Consider the following 18,162-nt stretch of genomic DNA (forward strand, 5'->3'; position numbering starts at 1 on the left):
GCACATGTCCCTCCCTGACACGCGGACCCGCTATCTGTTCTTCACCGGCAAAGGCGGCGTCGGCAAGACCTCGCTTTCCTGTGCGACCGGGCTGGCGATGGCGGATGCCGGCAAGAAGGTGCTCATCGTCAGCACCGACCCGGCGTCCAATCTCGACGAGGTACTCGGCGTCGGCCTGAGCCAATCGCCGACGGCCGTGCCCGGCGCGCCCGATCTGTTCGCCTTGAACATCGATCCCGAAGCGGCCGCGCAGGCGTACCGCGAGCGCATGGTCGGACCGTATCGCGGCGTCCTGCCTGCCGCGGCGATCCGCAACATGGAGGAGCAGTTCTCCGGTGCCTGCACGGTCGAGATCGCGGCTTTCGACGAATTCTCCAAACTGCTCGGCGATCCCGCCGCGACGGCCGATTTCGATCACGTCATCTTCGATACGGCACCGACCGGCCATACGCTGCGCCTGTTGACGTTGCCTTCCGCGTGGAACGAGTTCATTTCGTCGTCGACCGGGGGCGCCTCCTGCCTCGGGCCGTTAGCCGGACTGGAGAAGCAGAAGGCGCTGTACGCGGCGACCGTCGAACGACTGTCGAGCGCGGTGGACACCACCGTCGTCCTGGTGAGCCGGCCGGAAGTCGCCGCGTTGCGCGAAGCGAATCGCACGCGGCACGAACTGGCCGAGCTCGGCATTCGCAACCAGGTGCTGGCGATCAATGGCCTCTTTGCCACCGAGCGGCATGACGACGCGATTGCAACCGCGATGGCCGAGCGCGCGCGACAGGCACTGGCCGACATGCCGCGCGAGCTGTCGGTGCTGCCGCAGACGCGCATTCCGTTTCTGCCGCGCGGCACAGTCGGACTGGACGCGCTGCGCGACATGGCGCACCCCGAACGCGTGCGCATGCCGACCGAGCGCCGCATGCCCGACACCGCATTGCCGCCCGGCCTCGGCGGGCTCGTCGACGCGCTGTCGGCTACGGGCCACGGCGTAATCATGACGATGGGCAAAGGCGGCGTGGGCAAGACCACAGTTGCGGCCGCCATCGCCGTCGCGCTCGCGGGGCGCGGACACGACGTGATCCTGTCGACCACCGACCCCGCTTCGCACGTGGCTGCCACGGTCGACGGCGTGGTGCCGCGGCTGAGCGTCACCCGCATCGACCCGGCGCGCGAAGTACAGCAGTACACCGAAGAGGTGCTGGCGAAAGCGGGATCGCACCTCGATGCGGGCGGCCGGGCCATGCTCGAGGAAGACTTGCGCTCGCCGTGCACCGAAGAAATTGCGGTCTTTCGCGCGTTCGCACGGACGGTGGATCAAGGCAAGTCCGGCTTCGTGGTGCTCGATACGGCGCCGACCGGGCATACCATTCTGCTGCTCGACGCTGCCGAGGCTTATCACCGCGAAGTGATGCGCACGCAGGGCGACATGCCGGAGTCGGTCCGCCAGTTGCTGCCGCGTTTGCGCGATCCGGATTACAGCCGCATCCTCATCGTCACGCTGCCTGAAGCGACGCCGGTTCACGAAGCCGAACGCCTGAGCGCCGACCTCGCCCGTGCCGGGATCACGCCATATGCCTGGGTCATCAACCAGTCGCTGTTGGCGAGCGGCACGACCGATCCGATGCTGTGTCAGCGCGGCACGTACGAGGTCCCGTTCGTGCGCCGCGTGGCGGACGATCTGGCGCAGCGGACCGCGCTGATTCCGTGGCTTGCGGAGGCGCCGGTCGGGCCAGTGGGGCTCGAGCATGTGATCAGGGCGGGGGCTGGTGCGTAGCGCGACGCGTCTGGTTGATTTGCCAACCGGCGAATGCGATGTGGACGCTGAGGGCCGGTTGGTGAACGGGTGGCTAAAGCGGGTTTTCCGGTTGGGTGAGCAAGCAATCTGTAGACGCACGTGCCGCCACCGCGTCCTGCCACCCCGCTTTTGCAACGCGACCACCGCGCGCAGGCCTCGGAACCGTTACGGTCGACAGATTTACTGCGCAACACTGGCGTCGTCTGATCCGGTATCGATTGAATAGACGAGTCGCCGATGTCGCGTAGGCAGGCCGTCCCCGATTGCAACCAAAGATTGGCCGATCATCGATGACGGTCGGGCGCGGCTGCTATTTCACGCGAGCGCCGGCTGGTTCTTGACGCTTGGGCGCTGCCGCATTCTCACGTACCAATCTACAAGGGCCTCGCACTCCGTAGGCACGGGCAACTTCACGATTGACGCAAAGACCAGTCCGCCGATAACGGTGATGTCGGCCATAGAGAACGCATCTCCAGCGACAAATGGCTGCCTTTTCAGAACGTCATTGAAGTAGTGCATGCCTCTCAGGGCTTTGTCGCGCTGACGAAGCCCCCATTCGGCGTTCTGATAGAGCTCGACGTTAGGTCCTAACCCTGGCGTGGCATGGTGGAAATAGACGCTGATTGCGTCGAGCAACTCCAGCTCGGCGCGCTTGCTCATCATGTGGATCACACCCTTTTCGAGTGGTGTCCGGCCGGTCAGCGTGGGCGCACCATCGAGCGTATCGAGGTATTCGGTAATGGCGGTGCATTCGGCAATGCACGTTCCGTCTTCGAGCTCGAGGACCGGCAGCGTTCCCGAGTAGTTTTTCTCGGAGATGAACTCGGGCCTTTTGTGCTCCCCTTTGTAAAGGTCGACCATCACGAACTCGACGCGCGATCGCAGCCCCTTCTCGGCCAGGGCGATACGGACGCGTGTCGGATAGGGTCCTTTGGGGAAATCGTAGATCGTCATGATCGGAAGTTTGGTTACGTCGAAGTTCATGCTGCTGGAAGCCATGCGTGCCTCTCTCTAAGCGGTCTGTCACACGGGGGGCGGACGATATCCGGCCTGTCACCTACATCCAACCTAACGTTAGTTAGGTTTACGTTAGAGCGTATAATTGCTCGTGTCAACGGTCGCGGAGGCGGTAGCAGTGAAGAATGATTCAGGCCTGAGCTCCAGGGAGCGAATCCTGGTGGCAGCCACAAAGATTGCGCAGGCCCATGGCTACAGCGGCTTGAATTTCCGTGATCTCGCCGAAGCTGTCGGCATCAAGGCTGCGAGCATCTACCACCACTTCGCAAGCAAGGCCGATCTCGGCGCAGCAGTGGCAAGGCGGTATTGGGAGGAATCAGCAGCGACTCTGGATGCGCTTTTGGCCGAATCCGCAGATCCGCTCGATTGCCTGCGCCACTATCCCGATACGTTTCGCAAGGCGCTTGAGCGCGGCAATCGCATATGCCTGTGTAGCTTCCTGGCTGCCGAATCTGATGACCTGCCGGAAACGGTGGTGAAAGAGATTCAGACTTTTGCGGATGTCAATGTTGCGTGGCTGAGCAAGGTGCTGTCCGCCGCGGCCGTGGTCAGCCCCGAGGATATCGAGCGGCGTGCTCGCGCCATCTACGCGGCCGTCGTCGGCGCTCAGCTCGTTGCCAGGAGTCGCTCGGACATTTCTCTCTATGACGGATTGATTGAAAGTTATCGCATCGCTGGTCTTCTGCCGGCATAGCCGCATCGAGCAAACCGGCTTTGCGGCCCTATCGATCACCGCACACGTCACGAAGGCAGAGAGCGACAGCGCCAAATCCTCCTACACGGGAGAGCACACCGTGCGCACCGTCGTCAAATACGACGGCAAGTCGTACGGAATCGACACGTACCGGACCTTCTGGTATTCGCCCGCCGCGATGGAGCGCGTCAAGTAACGCGCCGACGACCTGCGTGTCGCGCGCGATATAGCAAACCCTCCCCGAAACGGTTTCTCGACCAGCAGTAGCTGCCCGTCACGGTCGACAGCGGACAAACGAAACCGGGCAAGGACGCAAGCCGCGCCCGGCAATGCCGAATTCGCGATCGATTCACACCGCCGCGGCCGCCCCACGCCCACAAAACACCGCCCCACACCACCCCAAATTGCACGGGCATAATGACAACCCGTACTCGCCGGCGGCCGCTTCGATGCACGCACAACGATCCGTTGCGGCACCGCAATATCACGCACTTTCGCCGATCCTCACCCGGAGCCTGCCTGTGTACCCACCGATCGAACCCTACGCCCACGGCCACCTCGACACCGGCGACGGCCATCGCATCTACTGGGAGCGCTGCGGCAACCCGTCCGGCAAGCCCGCGGTATTCCTGCACGGCGGCCCCGGCGCGGGCTGCAGCCCCGACCATCGGCGTCTGTTCGATCCCGCGCGCTACGACATCCTGCTGTTCGACCAGCGCGGCTGCGGGCGCTCGACGCCGCATGCGAGTCTCGACAACAACACGACCTGGGATCTGGTCGCCGACATCGAACGGTTGCGCGAAATGGTCGGCGCCGAGCAGTGGCTCGTCTTCGGCGGCTCATGGGGCAGCGCGCTCGCGCTCGCCTATGCGCAGACGCACCCGCAGCGCGTGAGCGCGCTCGTCGTGCGCGGGATCTTCACGATGCGTCGCGCCGAGCTGCTTTGGTACTACCAGGAAGGCGCGTCGTGGCTGTTCCCGGACCTGTGGGAAGAGTTTCTCGCGCCGATACCGGAAGCGGAGCGCGGCGACCTGATGGCCGCCTACCATCGCCGGCTGACGGGCGACGACGAAGCCGCGAAGCTCGAAGCCGCGCGCGCATGGAGCATCTGGGAAGGCCGCACGATCACGCTGCTGCCGAACCCGGCGCTGGCCGCACACTTCGCGGACGGCCACTACGCGCTCGCCTTCGCGCGGATCGAAAATCACTACTTCGTCAATCGCGGCTTCGTCGACGAAGGCCAGTTGCTGCGCGACGCACATCGCCTCGCCGGCATTCCGGGCGTGATCGTGCAAGGCCGCTACGATGTGGCGACGCCGGCCCGCACCGCGTGGGAACTCGCGAAAGCATGGCCGGACGCAACCTTCGAGATCGTGCCGGACGCCGGCCATGCGTACAACGAACCGGGCATCCTGAAAGCGCTGCTCGCCGCGACGGACCGCTTCGCCGCGTAAGCGGCACGAGGCGACATCGCGCGTGCACGCGCGACTGCGCTCACAACGCGGCTTCGACGATGGTCCGGCCGCTGATCGCCCGCTCGACGAGCCGTTCGTCGCCGACCTTGCGGATCGCATCGTCGAGCAGCCCTTCCGGCGCCTCGGTCGCGACCTTCAGCAGCCCCGACAAGCCGCGCGCGTCGAGCACCACCAGCGTCTCCATCGAATCCGCGCGGCTCACGAGCACGCGCCGAAATGCCGGGCCCGCGCCGAAGCTCGCGCAAAGCGCGATCGTCTGATCGTCGAGCGTGTAGTCGAAGTGCTTGATCATGGATGCCGCCCCTGCATTCGGCCGGCGACGCGCGTCGGCGCGCCGTCATCGCGGCGGCGCACCCGCACGTGCCACCGGCGCCGGACCAGCGTGCGATCCGTTCGCCAGCATCACCATGCTAAGCCGGCAGTATTAACGAAGACTTAAACGCAGGGCGCGCGGCGCGCGCGGCCGATCATGCCGCGTCACGCTCCCTCGTCGAGCGGCTCGACCGTCACGCCGACCTTCAGCTCCTGATCCGCGCCGCCGCCGCGGATCACGCCGCGCAGCGGCGTCACGTCCGCGTAGTCGCGGCCGATCGACAGCATCACGTAGTCGTCGCCCGGCGCGCGGTCGTTGGTCGGATCGAGCTGCAGCCATCCGCCATCTTCGGGCCACGCCGGATCGTACACGTCGACCCACGCATGCGATGCATCGGCGCCGATCAGCCGCGGCTGGCCGGGCGGCGGCTGCGTCAGCAGATACCCGCTCACATAGCGCGCGGCCAGCCCGAGCGAGCGCAGCGCGCCGATCATCACGTGCGCGAAATCCTGGCACACACCCTTGCGCAAGCGCAGCGCATCGAGCGCGGTAGTCGTGATGTCGGTGCTGTTCGGCGTGTACGCGAAGTCCGCGTGAATCCTCCGCATCAGGTCCCACGCGGCCTGCACCAGCGGACGCTGCGGCGTGAAGCTCACGGCCGCATACGCGGCCAGTTCCGGATCGCACGCGACATGCGGCGACGCGAACACGAATTCGCTCGCCGCATCGTACGGCGCACCGGCGCGGAACCGCAGGCGCTCGCGCACGGCCTCCCACGCGGTCGCATGATCGGCATCGGGGTTCGCGATCGCCGGCGGCGGCGCGCCGCGCGCGCCCCGCGACCACACGGGCGGCGTCACGCGCACGGTGCTGCAGCTGCGCACGAGCAGCGCATCGTGCGGCTGGTTCAGCGCGAACGAGGCACGCGCGTTGCCGAACGCGTCGACGTCGGTGCCGACCGTCTCCGGCACCGGCTCGATGTCGAGCGCGAACGACAGCACCTGCTGGCGCGGCGTCGCGAGCGGCTGCAGCCGCGCCTGGTGCTGCGCCGATTCGACGCGCGCCGCGTAGCGGTATTCGGTGTCGTGCGTGACGCGCAACAAGCGCCCGCGCGCGCCGGCCGATGGCGTCGATGCGGTCGATGCTGCCGATGCGGCGATCGCGCCCTCCGTCTGCTTCGCGCCGACGGCATCGCCAGCCTCGCCGTTCGCCTGTGCCTTCGCCTTCGTCTTCGTCGCATGTTTGCTCGTCACCATAGCGTCCTGCCCGCCTCGCGCACATGACTGAAATAGCGCTCGCCGATCCGGTTCGACAGATCCCACACGGCCTTCACGGTCTCGTCGAGCGCGGCGAGCAGCCGCTCGTGCCGGCCGCCTTCGGTCTCGCACAGTTCGTGCAGCGACCACGCCGGCACGTCCGGGATCGTCTCGGCCAGCTCGGACAACGCATAGCCTTCGCTGCGCTCGACCTTCGTGAGCCGGCCGCGCAGCGCCTGCACGACCCAGCCCAGCGAGCGCGGGTTGTCGGTGTCGAGCACCAGCAGCGACAGCAGCGGCGCGATGTCGAAGCGGCGCTGGAACCGCGAGCGGAACGTGATCGTGCTGTCGAACAGCTCCAGCACGAGCTCGAAGCCGTCCTGCCGATGCACCGCGCCTTCGTCGAACGCGAACTTCAGCACGCTGCAGAGGAAGTCGAGCCGATCGATCTGCCGGCCGATCGACAGCAGGCGCCAGCCGTCGTCGCGCGTCATGTGGTCGGTCTGCGCGCCGGTAATCGCGCCGAGCAGCAGGCCGACGCGCTCCAGCAGCTGCAACGCCTCGTTGCCGATCTGCTCCTCGGCTTCGGGATGGTCGGCGCTGTCGGCGAACAACTGCGTCGCGTCGTCGATCAGTCGCCACTGCTCGCTCGACAGCCGCTCGCGGATCGCGGCCGCCGCGCCGCGCATCCCGAACAGGCAGGACGCGATGCCCGAGGTGCGATCCGCGCCGCGCGTCAGCGACGTCGCGAGCGCATGCTGGAACGCGCGCGGCGCCTCGACGGCATTCGGCGCATCGGCGGCGACCAGCCCGGTGTCGCGGCACAACGTGTCGATCAGCTCGAGATGCGCGGGGCTGTCGACGTCGTCCTCGCCGCGCAGGCGCTCCAGCGCCGCACGCGCGAGGCGCATCAAATTGGTCGCGCGCTCGGTGTAGCGGCCGAGCCAGAACAGGTTCTCGGCCGCCCGGCTCGCGATCGCGCGCGGCCGCCCGACCAGATCGTCGGGGCCGAGGCGCGCCTGCAGCAGCGTCGTCGAATCGACGATGCCGTCGGTCATCACCCAGGTATCGACGGTGCTACCGCCGCGCGGCATCGGCGCGTTGAACAGCGTGTCGCGCGTGCCGACCCGCGACAGCCCGCCCGGCAGCATCCGCCAGCGCTGCGCACCGTCGGCCAGTGCGAACACGCGCAGCAGCAGCGGCTTCGGCACGATGCGCGCGCCGCCGTGACCGTCGGACGTGCCGTTCCCCGGCCAGGTCGGCGCCTGCGACAGCGGCAGATCGGCCTGTATCGTGTAGTGCTCGGGCTGCGCCAGAATCCGCGCGCGCCACTCGGCCAGCTGCGCCGACGTGAGCCGCGCGCCGATCACCGGGTCGAATGCGCCGCCGGCCTGCACGTCGGGCGGATACGACGGCTTCACGATGCAGCGCGCCAGTTGCGGCAGCGCGTCGTCGCACGCAGCCGCCTCGCCGCACCACCACGAATGCACGGCGGGCAGCGTCAGCGTTTCGCCGAGCAGCGCCTCGGCGAGCCGCGGCAGGAACCCAAGCACGCCGGGCGATTCGAGAAAGCCGGAGCCCGGCGCGTTCGCGAGCAGCACGTTGCCCGCGCGCACCGCCTGCAGCAGCCCCGGCACGCCGAGCAGCGAATCGGGCCGCAGCTCGAGCGGATCGAGCCAGGCGTCGTCGACGCGCCGCAGGATGCCGTGCACGGGCTCGAGCCCGCCGAGCGTCTTCAGGAACACGTGGTTGTCGCGCGCGGTCAGATCGCCGCCCTCGACGAGCGTCAGCCCCAGGTAGCGCGCGAGATACGCATGCTCGAAATACGTCGCGCTGTGCGGCCCCGGCGTCAGCAGCACGATCCGCGAGTTCTTCGCCGTCGGGCTCAACGCCTGCATGCTTTGCAGCAGCGACCGGTACGCGGATGCGAGCCGCTGCACGCGCAGCCCGCGAAACGCGCGCGGAAAGAGCCGCGACACGATCAGCCGGTTCTCCAGCAGATAGCCGAGCCCGGCCGCGCCCTGCGTATGCTGCGCGACGATGCGCCACTGCCCGTCGGGGCCGCGCGCGAGATCGAACGCAACGACGTGCAGCCACGTATCGCCCGGCACGCGCGCGCCGCGCATCGCGCGCAGATAGCCGGGATGGCCGGTGACGAGCGCGGGCGGCAGCAGCCCGCGCTCCAGGAGCGTCTGCGGGCCGTACAGGTCGGCCATCGTCGCGTTCAGCAGCCGCACGCGCTGCAGCACGCCGCGCTCGATCGCGGCCCAGTCGTCCGGCGTGACCATCAGCGGCAGCAGATCGAGCGACCACGGGCCGGCGGCGCCGTCGCCCACGCGTTGTTCATGGAGCTGGTAGAACAGGCCGTTCTCGCGCATGCGCCGTTGCAGCGCGTCGGCGCGGCGATCGAGGTCGGCGACGCCGTCGCTGCCGAGCGACGTGAAGAAACTGCGCCACGCGGGCGCGAGCATGGGTGCGTTCAGGCCGGCGGCGCTGCCGCGCAGCTCGTCGTAGCGGCCGGCCGCAGCCGGCGCCGCGAGCGCGGCGGCGAGTTCCGCGGCGTCCGGCTGAGCGCCGGTATCGAAAAGCGTGGGCATCGCGTCGGCGTCGGCGAGATCGTCGGGGTATAAGGGCGGCACGGTCAGGGCGTTGCGTCGTCAGGATGGGATGGCAGCTGCGCGCTGCCGCCCGGCATGCGGTCACGGCCGGCGCGTCGGCCGGCCGCGGCCTGTCGGCATCCTAGCACCTGACGCGGCGTGCCGGGGGCGCGCGAAACGCGCATCGTGGTCCGTCCTTTCATCGGCGATTCAGGGCCGTCGCAGGTCGAGCGTGAACGGAAATTCACGGCTCGGCGCGACCGGCGATACGGCCATCCGCCCCGGCGTATGCCCCATCGCGACGAAGCGCGCGAGCCGCCGGCTCTCGGCCTCGTACGCGTTCACCGGGAACGTCGCATAGTTGCGGCCGCCCGGATGCGCGACGTGATACCGGCAGCCGCCGAGCGAGCGCTCGAGCCACGTATCGACGATGTCGAACGTGAGCGGCGCATGCACGCCGATGGTCGGATGCAGCGCGGACGGCGGCGCCCATGCCTTGTAGCGCACGCCCGCGACGTATTCGCCGGCGGTGCCGGTCGGCTGCAGCGGCAGCGCGCGACCGTTGACGGTCACGACGTGCCGGTTGTCGTTGAGCCCCGTCACGCGCACTTCGAGCCGTTCGAGCGACGAATCGACGTAGCGCACGGTGCCGCCGGCCGCGCCCTCTTCGCCCATCACGTGCCACGGCTCCAGCGCGCCGCGCAGCGACAGCTGCATCCCGTTCACCGCGATCTGCCCGAACAGCGGGAAGCGGAATTCGAAATGCGGCGCGAACCACGCCGCATCGAATGCGAAGCCGGCATCGCGCAACTCGGCGAGCACGTCGTCGAAGTCCATCTTCAGGAACGCGGGCAGCATGAAGCGATCGTGCAGCGCGGTGCCCCAGCGCGTGAGCGGCGTCGTGTACGGCGCGGCCCAGAAGCGCGCGACGAGCGCGCGCAGCAGCAGTTGCTGCACGATGCTCATCCGCGCATGCGGCGGCATCTCGAACGCGCGCAGCTCGAGCAGCCCGAGCCGCCCGGTCGACGAGTCGGGCGAATACAACTTGTCGATGCAGAACTCGCTGCGGTGCGTGTTGCCCGTCACGTCGATCAGCAGGTTGCGCAGCACGCGGTCGACGAGCCACGGCGGCATGTCCTGGCCATAAAGCAGCTTGTTGCGCTGGATCTCCGCGAACGCGATGTCCAGCTCGTACAGCTGGTCGTTGCGCGCTTCGTCGACGCGCGGCGCCTGGCTCGTCGGCCCGATGAACAACCCCGAGAACAGATACGACAGCGACGGATGGTTGTGCCAGTACGCGATCAGGCTCGCGAGCAGGTCGGGGCGGCGCAGGAACGGGCTGTCGGCCGGCGTCGCGCCGCCGAGCACGAAATGGTTGCCGCCGCCGGTGCCGACGTGCCGGCCGTCGACCATGAACTTCTCGGTCGACAGGCGCGACTGCCACGCGGCGTCGTAGAGGAATTCGGTCTGGTTAACCAGCTCGTCGAAGCTCTTCGCCGGATGGATGTTCACCTCGATCACGCCGGGATCGGGCGTGACCTGCAGCAGCTTGAGCCGGGCATCGCGCGGCGGCGGGTAGCCTTCGAGCACGAGCTTCACGTCGAGCGCGTGCGCGGTCAGCTCGATCGCCGCGAGCAGTTCGAGATAGTCCTCGAGCGCGGCGAGCGGCGGCATGAACAGATACAGGATGCCGTTGCGCACCTCCGCGCACAGGGCGGTGCGCGTGATCCACGCGGCCGATTCGAAGCGCTCGGGGCGGCGCTGTGCGTCGTGCTCCCCATGCTCCCCGCGCCCGCCGTCGGCCGGCCGGCTGCGTTCGACGCTGCCGTCGCTGCGCCACTGCATCACCGTGTGCGCCGGCGCTTCGCGCTGCACGCCGGCCAGGTAGCGCGGCGCGTCGGCGGCGCCCGCATGACGCGCGCGGAACGCGGCCGCGTCGGGCAGCACGTCGCGCGGCGCGAACGGATCGCGCTCGACGAGATACGGATAGTCGGCATCGGCGACCCACGGCAGCGAATCGAGCGGCAACCGATAGCCCATCGGCGAATCGCCCGGCACGAGGTACATCCGCTCGTCGCGGAAGAACCACGGGCCGGTCTGCCAGCGCGGACCGTCGAGTGCCGCCCCTTCGTCGACGCGCTTGATCGGCAGCACGTAACCGACCACGCTGTCGAGTTGCCGGTCGAACACCTTGCGCAGTCGCGCGCGTTCGAGCTCGTCGTCGAGCCGCGAGTCGAACGGATCGACGTTGACGGGCAGCCGGCGCTCGCGCCACAGGTAGTACCACACGTCCTCGTAGCCGGGTACGACGAATTCGTCGGTCAGGCCGAGGCGCGCGGCCAGTGCGTCGATGAAGCGCTTCGCGTCGTCGGTCGTGCATGCGGACGGTTCGCGCTCGTCGGCGAACAGCGACGGGTCGTGCCACACCGGCTGGCCGTCGGCGCGCCAGTAGATCGACAGCGCCCAGCGCGGCAGCTGCTCGCCCGGATACCACTTGCCCTGCCCGAAATGCAGGAAGCCGCCGTCGCCGTATTCGGCACGCAGCCGCTGCACCAGTTCGGTCGCGTAGCCGCGCTTGGTCGGGCCGAGCGCATCGGTGTTCCATTCGGCGCCGTCGCGATCGTCGATCGACACGAAGGTCGGCTCGCCGCCTTGCGTCAGCCGGACGTCGCCTGCCGTCAGCGCGCGGTCGACCTGCCCGCCGAGCGTGCACACGGCGTCCCACTGCGTGTCGGTATACGGCTTGGTCACGCGCGGCGATTCGTACACGCGCGTCACCACCATCTCGTGCTCGAACGCGACTTCGCATTCGTCGATCAGCCCCTCGACCGGCGCCGCGCTCGTCGGCTGCGGCGTGCACGCGAGCGGAATATGCCCCTCGCCGGCGAGCAACCCCGAGGTCGGATCGAAGCCGATCCAGCCCGCTCCCGGCAGATACACCTCGCACCACGCATGCAGGTCGGTGAAATCGACCGACGTGCCGCTCGGGCCGTCGAGCGCCTTCACGTCGGGTGTCAGCTGGATCAGATAGCCGGACACGAACCGCGCGGCGATGCCGAGATGGCGGCACAGCTGCACGAGCAGCCATGCGCTGTCGCGACACGAGCCCGATGCGAGCTCGAGCGTCTGCTCGGGCGTCTGCACGCCCGGCTCCATCCGCACCAGATAGCCGATGTCGCCCTGCAGCTGCTGGTTCAGCGCGACGAGGAAGTTCACGGTGCCGGCCGGCGTGCGGTCGACGCCGTCGAGATAGGCGCGGAACAGCGGCGCCGCGCTCGTCTGCGCGTCGCACGCGAGATACGGCGCGAGCTCGGTCTTCAGCGCGTCGTCATAGCTGAACGGATATTGCTCCGCGCTCGCTTCGAGGAAGAAGTCGAACGGGTTGTACACCGACATCTCGGCCACGAGGTCGATCGTGACCTCGAAGTGTTCGGTGCGCTCCGGAAACACCAGCCGCGCGAGATAGTTCGAGAACGGATCCTGCTGCCAGTTGATGAAATGCTGCGCGGGCTCGACCGTCATCGAATACGAGAGGATCGGCGTCCGGCAGTGCGGCGCGGGCCGCAGCCGCACGATCTGCGGCCCGAGGTTGATCGGCCGGTCGTAACGGTAGCGGGTGGTGTGATGCAGCGCGACGTGGATGGGCATGGGAGAGCCGCTCGGTTCGGGTTGAGCCGGCCGCGCATCGCGCGTCGCCGCCGATACGGCGGGACGGCGCGGCGGCCTGGGCAGAGTTGCGGGTCAGACGAGTTCGGGCGACTGCACGACGCTGATCTCGACGCCGACGGTGCTCGCGCCGAGCCCCGTCACGGGCTGCGCGTCGCGATAGTCGAGGCCGACGGCGATGCGCACGTAGCGCTCGTCCGGGCAGCGGTTCATGAACGGATCGAAGCCGACCCAGCCGAGCCCTTCGACATGAGCCTCGGCCCACGCGTGTCCGGCCGGCTGCTGCATCAGCGCGGCCGGTTGCGGCTGTGCGCCGAGCGCCGCCAGCGGCACGCGCTGCGACTGCGCGGCGTGCGACGCGCCGAGCACCTGCTGCATGCCGTCGGCGCTTTGCAGCGCGAGCGCTTCCTCCTGTTCGTCGTCCGCCGCGCTCTGCTTCGCGTCGGCCATGCGCTGCATCGCGCCGTCGGCGAGCACGTAGCCCGAGATGTAGCGCGCCGGCACCTTCAGCGCGCGCGCGGCCGCGATGAACGCATGCGCATGATCGCGGCTCGTGCCCTCGCCGTTTTGCAGCGCCGTTTCGGCATCGACGGGCGCGTCGGTCAGATTCGGTGCATACGCGATGCGGCCGTGCACTTCCGTCATCAGCCAGTGCAGCGCATCGAGGCTGTGCGGCTCGATCGGCAACGCCTGCGTCAACTCGCGCACGGTGTCGCCGGCCTTCGTGAGCGCGGTCTCGCGCTCGAAGATCCACGGCGGCGCATAACCGTCCTGATTGCCGAGGATGCCCGCGCGGTCCTGCGTCTCGACGACGCCGGCCGCGACCACGACGATCTCCGGCTTCGCGCCGCGCTCGTGACGCACGAGATCGACGCGGTTGCCGAGCCCGTCCGCATAGGACAACGTCGGCTCGACGCCGTCGATCGTCACCTGCCACGCGCGCACCGTCTGCCCCGGCCCGGATTGCGGCCGCAGCCGCAGCCGCTGCAGCGCGTGGGACGCCTGCTCGTCGAACTGATAACGCGAGATGTGTCGGATAGCGAGTCGCATGGCAAGTCTCAGTCGAAGTTGTAGGCCTGGGCGATGTCGACGCCGAGGCTGTTGTTGCGGCCGATGAAGTCGGTCAGGAACTCGTGCAGGCCGCTCTTGAAGATCCGCTCGACCGACGTGTCGGACAGCATCTGCAGGATCTTGGTGGCCGTGTCGTGACACGGATGTGTCACGCCGTAATCCTTCGCGAGCAGGTTCAGGCTCGACACCACGCGCCCGTAGCAATAGCGCAGCGAACGCGGCATGCGGCCGTTCAGGATCAGGTAGTCGGCGATGTTCATCGGCTTGTACTGGACGTCGTACACCCAGCGGTACGAACGGTGCGCGGCCACGCAGCGCAGGATCGTCTCCCACTGGTAGTTGTCGAGAATCGTGCCGACGTGCGACACCGACGGCAGCAGCAGGTGGTACTTCACGTCGATGATCCGCGCGGTGTTGTCGGCGCGCTCGACGAACGCGCCGATCTGCGCGAAATCGAAGATCTCGTTGCGCAGCATCGTGCTGTAGAAGCTGCCGAGGATCAGCGCGGTCTCGCGCTTCACTTCGTCGAGCACCGCGGGCAGCGCGCTCTCCGGCACCGGCCGCGCAAGCGCCTGGCGCAGCGCGAGCCACGCGCCGTTCACGCTCTCCCACGCCTCGCGCGTCAGCGCCGTGCGCACCATCCGCGCGTTCGAGCGCGCGGCTTCGATGCACGACAGCACGCTCGACGGATTGTCGCGGTCGCGCAGCAGATAGTCGGTCACGGTGTCGGCGGCATACGCGTCGTATTTGCGCCGATAGCCGTCGTCGGCGCCCGAGCTGACCAGCACCGACGACCATTCGGCCGGCGCGTCGGACGTGCGCGTGAGCGCCATCCGCAACCCGGCGTCGACGATGCGCGCGATGTTCTCCGCGCGCTCGATATAGCGGTACATCCAGTACAGACCGCTCGCAGTTCGTCCCAGAAGCATCTCGTGTCCACTCCGTCTTCGTTCGGTTCGCGCGCCGGCTGTGGCGCGCGCGTGCGTGCGTTCCCGGCTCAGTCGGCCAGCACCCAGGTGTCCTTGGTGCCGCCGCCCTGGCTCGAGTTGACGACGAGCGAGCCTTCCTGCAGCGCGACGCGCGTGAGGCCGCCGGGCGTGATGCGGATGCGGTCCGACACCAGCACGAAGGGCCGCAGGTCGACGTGGCGCGGCGCGAGGCCGGCGTCGGTCAGGATCGGCGTCGTGGACAGCGCCAGCGTCGGTTGCGCGATGTAGTTCGCCGGCCGCGCGCGCAGCTTCGCGGCGAACGCGGCGAGCTCGGCCTTCGACGCGCACGGGCCGACCAGCATCCCGTAGCCGCCCGAGCCGTGCACTTCCTTCACGACCAGCTCGTCGAGATGGGCGAGCACGTATTCGAGGCTGTCGGCGTCGCCGCAGCGCCACGTCGGCACGTTCTCCAGCAGCGCCTTGCGGCCGGTGTAGAACTCGACGATCTCCGGCATGTACGAGTAGATCGCCTTGTCGTCGGCGATGCCGGTGCCGGGCGCGTTCGCGATCGTGATGTTGCCGGCGCGGTAGACGTCCATGATCCCGGCCACGCCGAGCACCGAGTCGGGCCGGAACGTGAGCGGATCGAGGAACGCGTCGTCGACGCGGCGGTACAGCACGTCGATCGCGCGAAAGCCTTCGGTCGTGCGCATCGCGACGCGGCCGTCGATCACCTGCAGATCGCTGCCTTCGACGAGATGCACGCCCATCTGGTCGGCGAGGAACGAATGTTCGTAGTACGCGGAGTTGTGGATGCCCGGCGTGAGCACGGCGATGGTCGGATTGTCGGCGTTGCCGCCGGGCGGGCACACGGCCGCGAGCGACTGGCGCAGCATCTGCGGATAGGTCTCGACCGGGCGTACCTTGACCTGCTGGAACAGCTCCGGAAAGAGCTGCATCATCGTCTCGCGGTTCTCCAGCATGTAGGACACGCCGGACGGCGTGCGCGCGTTGTCCTCCAGCACGTAGAACTGATCTTCGCCGGTGCGCACGATGTCGACGCCGATGATGTGCGTATAGACGTTCCCGGGCGGCCGGAAATCGATCATCTCGGGGATGAACGCCTCGTTGTGCGCGATCAGATGCTTGGGCACGATGCCCGCGCGCACGATCTCCTGGCGATGGTAGATGTCGTCGAGGAAGGCGTTGAGCGCCATCACGCGCTGCTCGATGCCGAGCGACAGGCGGCTCCATTCGGCGCCCGAGATGATGCGCGGCACGATGTCGAACGGGATCAGGCGCTCGGCCGCCTGGGCGTCGCCGTAGACGGCGAACGTGATGCCCGTCCTGCGGAACACGGCCTCCGCATCGTGGGCCTTCTGGGCGAGGCTGGCAGGGTCCTGCGTGTCGAGCCACTGCTTGAGGCGCGCATAAGGCGCCCTCACCATGTCGCCGGATTGCAGCATTTCATCGAATGGCTTCATCGATCTTTTTCTCCATCGATCATTCTTCCCGGCATTGCGCATGCCGGACCGGCGTAAATACTGCTTTGCAAGGACCGTGCCTTGCCGTACCCGTGCGTTTCCCCCGTTTTGCACCGCCCCGCGCACGCTTGCGCGCCATGCCGCACCATGTCGGTGCAACGGCGGCCCGGCGCGTCGCATCGACAGCGTGCAATTGCGCGATCACCGCGCCAGACGTCGAACTTAGTGCGCGTGCGTGTCACGCGTATGCAATCTGCACCGCGACGATTCGCCGGCACGCCGCGGCCCCGAATCGCGGCTGAAGCGGGCCGGCCACGGTTGCCGCGGCCGGCCCTTGGGGAAGTACCGTCTGCGGCGCCCGGTTCGACGCGATGAACTAACCGGTTAGCCGGTTCCGGCGTCTCAAACTTATGCAGCCGTAATGCCGCCGACAATGCCCATGCATATTTCGACTGACACCGATCGAAAAAAAACATCGGTCTGCTCGCGGCGAGGCGCGGTACGCTAGAAAGTTCGTGCAGCGAATCCGTGGCGCCGCGCCGTGGGCGCCCGACTATAAAAAGCGAAGAAAGAAATGGAAGCAAAGTGGCTGGAAGATTTCCTGAGCCTCGCGGATACCAAGAGTTTTTCCCGAGCCGCGCGTCATCGGCACCTGACGCAGTCGGCATTCAGCAGACGAATCGCCGCGCTCGAAACTTGGATGGACGCCAAGCTGGTCGACCGCAGCATCAACCCGGTCGCGCTGACGCCGGCCGGACAGATGTTCCGCGCGCTGGCGGCGGACATCCTGCGCAGCATGTACGCGGCACGCAACCTCGTGAACGGCTACGACCAGTTCGCCGCCAGCGATCAGGTCGTGCGCTTCGCGGTCGCGCATACGCTGGTATTCACGCTGTTCCCCGAATGGCTGAAGCAGTTGAACGGCGAAGTCGGCAATGTGACCGCCCGCGTGAATGCGGTGAACGTGCCGGAAGGCGTGCAGCAGCTCGTCGAAGGTGAATGCGATCTGCTGCTCGGCTATCACCATCCGCAACTGCCGATCGTGCTCGATCCCAACCATTTCCCGTTCGTCACGCTCGGCGTCGAGCGGATTCTGCCGGTGTCGACGCCCGATGCGCACGGCAAGCCCGTATTCGAGCTGCCGGGCGCCGCCGATGCGCCGCTGCCGCTGCTCGCCTACTCCTCCGGCGCGTTTCTCGGCAACGTCGTCGAAATGCTGCTGCTGAATGCGGCGGGGCCGTATGCGCTGCACCGGTGCTTCGAGACGCATATGTCCGAGGCGCTGAAAGGCATGGTGGTGGCCGGCCACGGAATCGGCTGGCTGCCGGAGAGCTGCGTGGCGAAGGAGCTCGCCGACGGCTCGCTGGTGCGCGCGGGGTCCGCCGAGTGGGTCACCGAGCTGGAGATCCGGCTGTACCGCTCGGCGCGCCAGCGCGGGCTCGCGGCCGAGCAGCTGTGGACCTACATCATGAACCGGCCACGCGCAGCGAACGACGCCGCCGTGGGCGGCCAGTCGCCTGCCACGGCAGCGGTGCGCGTCGCGCGCGGCAGCGCGCGCGGGCGGTAGCGGCGTCGCGGTTCGCGGGGTACGTCGGCGGCGATCCTGCACGCGCCGGCCGATCGCCCAGGCGGGCGCGGCTGCACATTTTTCGAGCCTGTGCCGGTAAATATGCAGGCAGCCGCACGCCCGATCAAATCGGCCATCACGCCAAACGTTTGCGAATCCGGACCGCCGTTATTGCCGAATGCAAAATCGATCGCCGCCGCTGCGCGATTCGTATGCCGGAAATACCTCGTTACAAAACAAAATAAAAATCCCGACTTGCGCGCAATGGTGATAATCACCAAAAACGTCGCACCCTCATTTACTG

The 18,162-nt window shown here is 67.8% G+C and carries 12 protein-coding genes; 4 read left to right on the forward strand and 8 right to left on the reverse strand.

Annotated elements, in window-relative coordinates:
- Positions 1-4 precede the first annotated feature (4 nt).
- Positions 5-1,768, forward strand: a complete 1,764-nt coding sequence (arsA, locus tag AK36_RS06255; RefSeq protein WP_045578109.1) for an arsenical pump-driving ATPase — start codon at positions 5-7, stop codon at positions 1,766-1,768.
- 336 nt (positions 1,769-2,104) lie between these two features.
- On the opposite strand, the gene AK36_RS06260 is transcribed toward arsA, so the two are convergent.
- Positions 2,105-2,788 (reverse strand): glutathione S-transferase, encoded by a 684-nt coding sequence (locus tag AK36_RS06260; protein WP_045578110.1) that lies wholly within the window; start codon positions 2,786-2,788, stop codon positions 2,105-2,107.
- Positions 2,789-2,924: 136 nt separating this feature from the next.
- On the opposite strand from AK36_RS06260, the gene AK36_RS06265 reads away from it, so the two are divergent.
- Positions 2,925-3,500, forward strand: a complete 576-nt coding sequence (locus tag AK36_RS06265; RefSeq protein ID WP_011881966.1) for a TetR/AcrR family transcriptional regulator — start codon at positions 2,925-2,927, stop codon at positions 3,498-3,500.
- Between the two features lie 521 nt (positions 3,501-4,021).
- The gene (pip, locus tag AK36_RS06270; RefSeq protein WP_011881965.1) at positions 4,022-4,954 is read left to right on the forward strand and encodes a prolyl aminopeptidase; all 933 of its coding nucleotides are present in this window, start codon (positions 4,022-4,024) and stop codon (positions 4,952-4,954) included.
- Between the two features lie 40 nt (positions 4,955-4,994).
- Here the strand turns inward: pip and AK36_RS06275 are convergent, their stop codons facing one another.
- From AK36_RS06275 to AK36_RS06305, 7 genes are all read right to left on the reverse strand, one after another.
- Positions 4,995-5,267, reverse strand: a complete 273-nt coding sequence (locus AK36_RS06275; RefSeq protein ID WP_011881964.1) for a hypothetical protein — start codon at positions 5,265-5,267, stop codon at positions 4,995-4,997.
- A 185-nt stretch (positions 5,268-5,452) separates the two neighbouring features.
- Positions 5,453-6,544 (reverse strand): transglutaminase family protein, encoded by a 1,092-nt coding sequence (locus AK36_RS06280; RefSeq protein ID WP_045578111.1) that lies wholly within the window; start codon positions 6,542-6,544, stop codon positions 5,453-5,455.
- On the reverse strand, positions 6,538-9,141 hold the full coding sequence (locus tag AK36_RS06285; protein ID WP_045578446.1) for a circularly permuted type 2 ATP-grasp protein: 2,604 nt from the start codon (positions 9,139-9,141) through the stop codon (positions 6,538-6,540). Before AK36_RS06285 ends, AK36_RS06280 begins: the two co-directional genes overlap by 7 nt.
- Positions 9,142-9,351: 210 nt before the next feature.
- Positions 9,352-12,789, reverse strand: coding sequence for a transglutaminase family protein (locus AK36_RS06290; RefSeq protein WP_045578112.1), 3,438 nt, complete (start codon positions 12,787-12,789; stop codon positions 9,352-9,354).
- A gap of 93 nt (positions 12,790-12,882) precedes the next feature.
- Positions 12,883-13,857, reverse strand: a complete 975-nt coding sequence (locus AK36_RS06295) for a transglutaminase family protein (protein ID WP_045578113.1) — start codon at positions 13,855-13,857, stop codon at positions 12,883-12,885.
- A gap of 8 nt (positions 13,858-13,865) precedes the next feature.
- A complete protein-coding gene (locus AK36_RS06300; protein ID WP_011881959.1) occupies positions 13,866-14,807 on the reverse strand; it encodes an alpha-E domain-containing protein in 942 nt (313 codons plus the stop codon).
- Positions 14,808-14,875: 68 nt separating this feature from the next.
- Positions 14,876-16,291 (reverse strand): circularly permuted type 2 ATP-grasp protein, encoded by a 1,416-nt coding sequence (locus AK36_RS06305; RefSeq protein WP_011881958.1) that lies wholly within the window; start codon positions 16,289-16,291, stop codon positions 14,876-14,878.
- Positions 16,292-16,865: 574 nt separating this feature from the next.
- On the opposite strand from AK36_RS06305, the gene AK36_RS06310 reads away from it, so the two are divergent.
- Complete coding sequence (locus AK36_RS06310; protein ID WP_034193833.1) at positions 16,866-17,858, forward strand: LysR substrate-binding domain-containing protein; 993 nt, start codon at positions 16,866-16,868, stop codon at positions 17,856-17,858.
- Positions 17,859-18,162 lie beyond the last annotated feature (304 nt).

The organism is Burkholderia vietnamiensis LMG 10929 (assembly GCF_000959445.1).
In the GTDB taxonomy this organism is placed as follows: domain Bacteria; phylum Pseudomonadota; class Gammaproteobacteria; order Burkholderiales; family Burkholderiaceae; genus Burkholderia; species Burkholderia vietnamiensis.